This is a genomic window from Persicitalea sp. (assembly GCF_041751555.1).
Taxonomy (GTDB): Bacteria; Bacteroidota; Bacteroidia; order Cytophagales; family Spirosomataceae; genus Persicitalea.
The window spans coordinates 1-8,358 of record NZ_JBGSXF010000126.1 but is presented as its reverse complement, the minus strand read 5'-3'; the positions used below and the strand labels follow the sequence as shown (position 1 = coordinate 8,358).

The window sequence follows — 8,358 nt, the reverse complement described above, 5'->3', positions numbered from 1 at the left end:
GCAATCGTAATCCACGAATCCGGGCCTTCCCACTCGAAATGAATATCTATTTTGGTCGATCCGGCGGATATCGAGTTATCCACAATATCGGCAATGGCTACTTCCAGCGTGTAGCCGATTGAGCGTAGCGTTTCGAGAATAGCACTGGCCTGTGGTTCAGCGAGAATGGTGCGGGGTAAAGTTGTACTCATGCAGTCAGATCGTGGCTTCTTCTTCTACAAACACTTCCTTCATTTTATTTGCAATAGCGAAAGCCAACTGCGGGGGAACGGCATTACCGATTTGTTTAAATGCCGCGCTACGGCCACCTTCAAAATAATAATCGTCAGGAAAAGATTGAATACGAGCGGCTTCTCTTACTGAAAGAGATCGGACTTGATTTTCGTCGGGATAGATGTAATAATGACCGTCCCTTGACAAATGAGCAACGACGGTATGGCTAAGTCCATCAGGATCGACTACTTTATAACGATCCAAGAAGGCATTGAGATTTTTGTGTGTTTGCAGATGTTTCGGTACATCAGTGTACTTTAAGCGCTCTCTCTTTTTCCATTTTTCAATAGCTAGTTTATAAATCTCAATATCACGTTCATTATGGGGTCGGGTGATGTGCTGCGTTACAAATCCTGCCTCACTTCGCATATCGCTCGATTCCAAATAATCGCTGGCTTTGTTTGTTTTATATCGAGAGATATGCCTTTCCTGACCTGGATGTAAGTACTGCAAATCGGATAGAAGAGCTTTCTTAACAGTCCATTCACGTTCTCGGGTAACTGTTTGAGGTAGAGGGTAGTCAAATGGCTCTAATCCTTTTCTTCCGATAATAATTACTCGCTTACGTAGCTGTAGGACTCCATAGTGGTTTGCATGGAGGATTTGCCATTGTATTTTATAGCCGCATTCCACTTCAAAATATCGGGCAATCTGCTTGATGAGGTCGCCGCCCTCCGCTGAAAGTATGCCAAGCACGTTTTCAAAAACAAAGTATTCGGGTTGGTAACGTTGAATGAAGCGACCATACTGTTTGTATAATATGTAGCGGTCGTCATCCTTCACATTCCGATTGGCGATACTATTTATCTTTGAGCGTCCAACCGAAGAATAGGCCTGACACGGAGGTCCACCAACAATCAAATCTATTTCTTTACCTTCTACACAGCAGTCTATTTTTTTAAAGATGCCATCAATTGTATCATCGCTGATCTCACTTTCTATAACTGAGTCAAGCAGCGTATGCGGTACATTCTCGAATAACTGTTCTCGCGATATTTGACGATATAAGTATTCGTGATAACATTCGAGGTTGCCTCTCTCTTTCAAATAGTGGTAGGAAGTACGCGTACGAAGCGTGTCACATGCGTTCTTATCCATTTCAACGTGAGCAAGAGGCGTAAATCCGGCCTTTTTAAAACCTTCGGACAAACCTCCCGCGCCAGCAAATAAGTCAATATAGTTCATGCAGGTTAATTGTACTGTGCCTGGATCATTTCTTTCACCGAAACATCTACCGTATTACTTGGAGCATATTCCTGAATCCCCAAATCAACTTTCTGCATAAATTCATTGTATTGTTCCTCATGATCGGAATCAAACATGGTCTCCCAAGGCGTACCCCTCAATGTTATTCGTCCCGTGACTTCGTAAATACAGACCTGCTCTTTTTCACAAATATCGAAGCACATCCCCATCATGATGTCACGAAGTTGTGCTTCATTATCGTCATAAAGTCTCCGACTGCTCCCATCAACGTAGTCTTTAAAAGGCGTATCGGGATTAAATCCGACGGTCAAACCTTCCAAGACAAGTACCTCAGCTACTGCCTTTACATAATCTAGGGAATCAGGAGGAGTAGCTCTGAGAATCCTTAATGCATCTTCGACGTCTTCCATAAAACAGTATTTTTTAATTGTTCGAGCAATTTTGACAGAGTCTCCTCCCTGTTTTTCGGTTTTAACTCACACTCAAATATAGTAATTATCCGCCAGCCAGCTTCTTTGAGTTTCTCCACGTTCACCTCATCGCGGCTGCGGTTGCCGTTGATTTTGTCAAGCCACCACTCGGTTCGTGTTTTGGGAACCACAAAGTAGCGACAACCTTCGTGACCATGAAAAAAGCAACCGTGGACAAAAATCGCCGTGCGATACTTCGGTAGTACCAAATCCGGCTTGCCGTGCAGCTTTTTGTCGTGCAGCCGATAGCGGAAGCCGTGGGAAAACAGGAATTTCCGTACCAGCATCTCCGGCTTGGTATCCTTGCTACGCACCCGCGACATATTATAGCTGCGTTGCTTGGGCGTGTGAACATCGGCCATTTTTGGAATATTTAGCAAGATCAAAAATACCCGCCGTTCTACTAATCTTGTGCCGAACTACCCGCAGCACATGGCACCTTCCTGATTGGCGGGTCAATAGGTGTTCAGCCATTCCTTTATCATAATTTCTTCAATACGTTCAGAATCACGGCTATGCTTCCTTTTTTGGGAGCTTCGGGCAGCCATTCCTCCATAAGTGAAACATCTAATCCTTTTAGTGAATCTTCATCCAGCTGCAGGTTGTCGAGCAAATAACGCGAAGCTGCCGACTTACTCCGAAGCGTCAACCCAACGGTCGTAACGACCTTGTCGAGCAGGGCTTTTTCCGGTGAAGCCATCATGACCACCTGTTGGTCGGCTATTTCCTTTTGCACCAGTCCGAAGGCATAGTAGGGTAGCGGAAGCCGCGTGTAGGAAAACGTCCCCGCCGGGGTACGGAACTGCCTTGCGGCTTTGGTGGTAGCCGAGGAACATTCATAGACCCGCTCGGGAATCATTCCGTAATACGACAGCGCGCTGTCCATAGACACGTAGCTAGGACCATAGACATGGTTGGCGAGCAGAAAAGATTCGGGTCGGGGCGTATGGGGGGCAACGGCAACGTACAGGCCTCTGCGAATCGGAAGAAGCAGCCCTGCCGAGAGCAATTCGTGGATTTTGTCATTGGGTCTTTTGTAGTCTTTCAGCACCGAGAGCAACACCTGATGGGTCAGGGGTTGTCCGCGAAAAGCCTGAAATGCTTGTGAAAAGTCCATGCGCAAATGCAACAATTATCAAAAGTCCAGGCGTTTGCGCGTTGTGCAGCGGATTCTTCCAATTTGCTTTCGATTATCGTTTACAAGACCACAACCTCATACCTTCCAAAATAAGTTTGTAAATTTGGGAATTAGATTCCCAAATTTACAAATATGATCGACCGAGAAATGATCGGTAAGGTAGATGCTATGCTGGGGAAGTACCCCATAGTGAGCATCATGGGGCCGAGACAATCGGGCAAAACTACGCTGGCCCGACTAGTAAGGCCTGACTACCAGTACGTGAGTCTGGAAGACCCGAGCATTCGTCGGTTTGCTGAGCAGGATCCTCGCAGTTTCATGGAAACCTACCAAGATGGCGTGATTCTCGACGAAGTGCAGTACGTGCCGGAGTTATTTTCATACTTACAGATATTCACTGACGAACGCCAGCGCCGCGGCGAATATATTCTGACGGGGTCGCAAAACTTTCTGCTCATGGAAAGGATCACCCAGTCGCTGGCGGGCCGGGTAGCCATTTTTCAGCTATTACCCTTGTCATACCGGGAGTTGTCGGCTAGTGCGTACGCGCCGCCGGACTGGGAAAACTATTTGCTCAGCGGCTCCTATCCACGGAAAATCGTGGACGGGATAGAAACCACCGCCTTTTATGACCATTACCTGCAGACTTATATCGAACGGGACGCCCGGCAGGTAAAAAACATATTGGACTTAGGACTTTTCCAACGATTCATTCAGTTGCTGGCGGGACGAATCGGACAACTTTTTAACCAGCAAAGTATGGCCGTCGAACTTGGTCTGGATCACAAAACCATGAACGCCTGGCTGTCGGTATTGGAGACTTCGTTCATCGCGTATCGGCTGCCGCCCTATTTCAAGAATTTCAACAAGCGGGTCGTCGGCACGCCGAAGGTGTATTTTTACGACACGGGGTTGGCGGCCTACCTGTTGGGCATAAGGACCCTCGATGACCTGAACCTGCACTTTGCCAAAGGAGCTTTGTTTGAAAATCTGGTTATCAACGAGTTGAAAAAAAACGTTCTCAATGACGGCATCCGACCTCAGTTTTATTTCTGGCGTGATTACGGCCAACGGGAAGTGGACCTGCTTATCCAGGATGGAACGCGGCTTAAAGCCGTCGAGATCAAATCGGGCAAGACCATCAACGATAACTTTTTCAACGGACTGACTTACTTCCAGAAAATCGTCCCGGAAGCCGAGCGCATTCTGGTGTACGGCGGCGAGCAGTTTCAGAAGCGCAGCCTGGCGACCGTCTATTCAATGGATCAATTAAAGGAAGTGATATGAGGAAGATTGTGATCACTATTATTTATCTCCTGCACATTCTGATAGACAAAAGCAATAAAATTAGTGCGTCCCCTACATAAAATTAACCTCCGCCGTCAGCTGAATCCCGAACTTCTCCGCCACCGAATCCTGCACTTTTTTTGCTAATGTCTTGATCTCTTGACCTGTGCCACCGCCGTGATGTACCAGCACGAGGGCCTGTCGGTCGTGGACGCCCACGGCTCCGGCGCGGTGGCCCTTCCAGCCCGCCTGCTCGATGAGCCAACCCGCCGGAACCTTCACCATATCGTCACCCACGGGATAGCCGGGTAGTTCAGGAAAGCGATTTTTTAATACCTCGAATTGCGGCTTCGGGATTTCGGGATTTTTGAAAAAACTACCCGCGTTTCCAATTTGGTCGGGGTCAGGGAGTTTACTTTGGCGGATTTTGATCACGGCCTCGCTGATAGCTCGCACTGAATGCTCGGCGACACCCATTTCGTCCAGCGTTTTCTGAATATCGCCATAAGAAACATTATAGATGGGCCGCTTTTGCAGGCGAAACGTGACGGAGGTGATGATGTAGTGGTCTTTCAAGTCCCGCTTGAACACACTTTCGCGGTAGCCAAAGGCGCAGGCATCGGCGTCGAATGTCCGCAGCGTCCCGGTGGTAGTTTCGACGGCTTGCAACTCCTGAAAAATATCCTTGATCTCCACGCCGTAGGCGCCAATGTTCTGCATCGGGGCGGCACCCACCGTACCGGGAATCAGCGACAGATTTTCTACGCCGCCGTAGCCGTTTTCGACGCAATACAGCACGAAGCCGTGCCAGTTTTCGCCCGCTCCCACGCGCAAAACTACCTGATCGTCATCTTCCTGAACTACCTCTATTCCTTTGATTTCGATGCGCATGACCAGGGCGTTCACGTCTTGGGTAAGCAGCACATTGCTACCGCCGCCCAGAATCCATTTGGGCATGGCCGCCCAATGCGGATCACGTAGCAGTTCCTGCAATTTTTCGACCGAAGTTACCGCGACGAAATACCGGGCCCTGGCCTCGAATCCGAAAGTGTTATAAGGGCGCAGTGATACGTTTTCCTGAATTTTCATTTATTCTATTTGCAATAATAACAAAGGTAGATAATCATGGGGCAAACGCGCGAACCCAATAATATTATTCGTTTTTGCTTATGTTTGTACGTTATATCTGAAAGACTCTACCGATGATTTTCAAAAAGATGCTTCTGCTGCTCTTCGTGGCCGCCGGAACGTGGGGAACGACGAGTTGTGCCAAGAAAGCGGTTGGTAGTTCGACGAAGGACCGCTACGAGGACAATCTGGAAAGCGTTCGGCCCCGCTACACCTACGTGGAGCCGGTGATCGAAGCCGTCGAGCCGCCGAAAGAGAAGAAAGAGGAACCCGTAAAGTACCGCCCCACCAAGACCGAAGAGCCGCTATACGTCACCAAACGGGTAGAAGCTGTGCTGGACACCATGGCGCGGCAGAACCGCGCCATCCGCTACATCAGCGGTTACCGGGTGCAGTTCTACGTGGGCAACACCAAGCAGGAAGCCGACGCGGCCAAATCCTACATTTATCAGATCTTTCCCGAACTCTACCCTTACGTTAGCTACTCGTCGCCCACCTACCGCGTAAAGGCCGGGGACTTCATGTACCGCGCCGACGCCGACGATTATCTGGAACAAATCCGCCAGCAATACCCGGCAGCGGTCGTTCTGCCCGATCGGGTGGAGATCAAAAAAGGACTGCAAATCCGGGCGTCCGATGACGTTCCCAAGTACTGATTATTACTATAAATTTCTCATGAAAAAAGCACTCGTTACCGGGATTACCGGACAAGATGGCGCCTACCTGGCCGAACTACTCCTCGAAAAGGGCTACGAAGTCCACGGCATCAAGCGCCGCACGTCGCTGTTCAACACCCAGCGCATCGACCATATTTACGAAGATCCCCACGAGAAGAACGTCCGCTTTCACCTGCATTATGGTGACCTGACCGATTCGACCAACATCATCCGCATCATTCAAGACGTGCAGCCCGACGAGATTTATAACCTTGGAGCTATGTCGCACGTGCAGGTGAGTTTCGAGGAACCCGAGTACACCGCCAACGTAGACGGCATCGGCACGCTGCGTATTCTGGAAGCGGTGCGGCTGCTAGGCCTGACCAAGAAAACGAAGATTTATCAAGCGTCAACCTCCGAACTTTACGGCTTAGTCCAAGAAGTGCCGCAGTCCGAAACTACCCCCTTCTACCCGCGTTCGCCCTACGCCGTGGCGAAGATGTACGCCTACTGGATCACGGTCAATTACCGCGAAGCCTACGGAATGTTTGCCGTGAACGGCATTCTGTTCAATCATGAGTCGCCGCTACGGGGCGAGACTTTCGTGACACGCAAAATCACCCGAGCTACCGCCCGCATCGCGCTGGGCTTGCAGGACAAAGTATATCTGGGCAATCTCGATGCGCAGCGCGACTGGGGCCACGCCAAAGATTACGTGGAAGCGATGTGGTTGATTTTGCAACAGGAAAAGCCCGAGGATTTTGTCATCGCGACGGGCGAAACTACCCGCATCCGCGACTTCGTGCGCATGTCCTTCGGCGAAGTGGGCGTAGAATTGGAATTTAAAGGCGAAGGCGTGGAAGAAAAAGGGACTGTGGTCAAATGCAATAACCCCGACTACCAACTACCCATTGGCAAGGAAGTCGTGGCGATCGACGAGCGCTACTTCCGTCCCACCGAAGTGGAGCTGCTCATCGGCGACCCCACCAAATCGAAAACCAAACTGGGCTGGCAGCCCAAATACGACCTGAAAGCCCTGGTCAATGACATGGTCGCCGCCGACCTCCTGCTTTTCAAGCAGGATCAGCTACTGGAAAGCAGCGGGCATCGGGTGTTGAATTATTTTGAGTAAGGGAAGGGAGCGACAAAGTTCAGAAAGCGACAGAGCGACAAAGCCGCAAAGCGACAAAGTTAGAGCCTAATCAAATGCAGCGTGGAGGCTCGGTAAAGGACGACTTTGTCTTGGTGCGCCAGCCTAACTTTGTCGCTTTGTCGCTTTGTCACTCTGTTACTTTGTCGCTTCAATTCAAAGACGGATCCACCGGATAGTGCGCGATCGAGCGGTACTTGCCGCCCATGTCTTTGAGTACCTCGCGCCAGAAGCCGTGGGCGGGTGTGGAAAAAACGAACTTTGCCTTGCCGGGCGTGACGTACCACGCCTTTTGAGCCAGTTCATCTTCGAGCTGCCCACCGCCCCAGCCGGAATAGCCAACGAAAAACCGCACATCATCATTGGTCAACTGGCTTAGGTTAAGCATCGTTTTTACGCTTTCGAAGTCGCCGCCCCAATACACGCCCTCCGCAATTTCGCCGCCGCCCTCGATGAGGTCGGGCCGACGATGGACGAAATGCAGCGTGTTTTTCTCGACCGGACCACCCAGGTACAGCGGTATGTCCTGGTAAATGGTTTCTTCCAGGACATCGCCCAGCATCACATCGGTAGTTTGATTCAGGACAAAGCCGAAGGAGCCGTAGTCGTTGTGGTCGCAAAGCAGGATGACGCTACGGTCGAAGTTGGGGTCGCCCAGAAAAGGCTCGGCGACCAGCATGCTTCCCTTAGTGGCAGGGGTAGTGGATGACATGGCGTTGAGTGGTTGGTTCGTGAAGTAATATAAGTGGAATTTTCAAAAACTGGAATCCGCCCTTCTTCTTTTCACGAAAAATCTCTCCTAAAATTGTCCTGCCTCTCCGCCTTATTCAGCAATCTATTCATTAAAGCAGGCTGCTAATTTAGCGGCTGAACGCAGGCAGTTGTTGTCCTGGCCGTCATTCTTTTGTATTTTTGAGGAAATACGGCGAGTCGAAAACACCTGATTTGTCGTTGAATAGGGATTCCGACCTTTGGGCTGCGACTACATAACCGAAAAACAGTATGATTCGTGAAAACCGCTTACATGACCTTCTCGAAGCCCCCGACGCC

10 protein-coding genes are annotated in these 8,358 nt (G+C 49.9%); 3 read left to right on the top strand and 7 right to left on the bottom strand.

Annotation, left to right across the window (positions count from 1 at the left end; translation table 11 throughout):
* The 5 genes from ACEW8P_RS04285 to ACEW8P_RS04265 form a co-directional block, all read right to left on the bottom strand.
* Positions 1 to 191: ATP-binding protein (locus ACEW8P_RS04285; protein WP_373511873.1), on the bottom strand; the 191-nt coding region annotated here is incomplete at its 3' end.
* 4 nt (positions 192 to 195) lie between these two features.
* Positions 196 to 1,458, bottom strand: a complete 1,263-nt coding sequence (locus ACEW8P_RS04280; protein WP_373511872.1) for a DNA cytosine methyltransferase — start codon at positions 1,456 to 1,458, stop codon at positions 196 to 198.
* A gap of 5 nt (positions 1,459 to 1,463) precedes the next feature.
* A complete protein-coding gene (locus ACEW8P_RS04275) occupies positions 1,464 to 1,889 on the bottom strand; it encodes a hypothetical protein (protein WP_373511871.1) in 426 nt (141 codons plus the stop codon).
* A complete protein-coding gene (locus tag ACEW8P_RS04270) occupies positions 1,865 to 2,311 on the bottom strand; it encodes a very short patch repair endonuclease (RefSeq protein ID WP_373511870.1) in 447 nt (148 codons plus the stop codon). The genes ACEW8P_RS04275 and ACEW8P_RS04270 overlap by 25 nt, the downstream gene beginning before the upstream one ends.
* Positions 2,312 to 2,430: 119 nt before the next feature.
* Positions 2,431 to 3,066, bottom strand: coding sequence for a hypothetical protein (locus tag ACEW8P_RS04265; RefSeq protein ID WP_373511869.1), 636 nt, complete (start codon positions 3,064 to 3,066; stop codon positions 2,431 to 2,433).
* 153 nt (positions 3,067 to 3,219) lie between these two features.
* On the opposite strand from ACEW8P_RS04265, the gene ACEW8P_RS04260 reads away from it, so the two are divergent.
* Positions 3,220 to 4,374 (top strand): ATP-binding protein, encoded by a 1,155-nt coding sequence (locus ACEW8P_RS04260; RefSeq protein ID WP_373511868.1) that lies wholly within the window; start codon positions 3,220 to 3,222, stop codon positions 4,372 to 4,374.
* Between the two features lie 72 nt (positions 4,375 to 4,446).
* Here the strand turns inward: ACEW8P_RS04260 and murB are convergent, their stop codons facing one another.
* A complete protein-coding gene (murB, locus tag ACEW8P_RS04255) occupies positions 4,447 to 5,463 on the bottom strand; it encodes a UDP-N-acetylmuramate dehydrogenase (protein ID WP_373511867.1) in 1,017 nt (338 codons plus the stop codon).
* 128 nt (positions 5,464 to 5,591) lie between these two features.
* Between murB and ACEW8P_RS04250 the strand changes: the two genes are divergently transcribed.
* Positions 5,592 to 6,158, top strand: coding sequence for an SPOR domain-containing protein (locus ACEW8P_RS04250; protein WP_373511866.1), 567 nt, complete (start codon positions 5,592 to 5,594; stop codon positions 6,156 to 6,158).
* Positions 6,159 to 6,177: 19 nt separating this feature from the next.
* A complete protein-coding gene (gene gmd, locus ACEW8P_RS04245) occupies positions 6,178 to 7,290 on the top strand; it encodes a GDP-mannose 4,6-dehydratase (RefSeq protein ID WP_373511865.1) in 1,113 nt (370 codons plus the stop codon).
* Between the two features lie 169 nt (positions 7,291 to 7,459).
* Here gmd and ACEW8P_RS04240 read toward each other — a convergent pair whose 3' ends face one another.
* Positions 7,460 to 8,020, bottom strand: coding sequence for a YqgE/AlgH family protein (locus ACEW8P_RS04240; protein ID WP_373511864.1), 561 nt, complete (start codon positions 8,018 to 8,020; stop codon positions 7,460 to 7,462).
* Positions 8,021 to 8,358 lie beyond the last annotated feature (338 nt).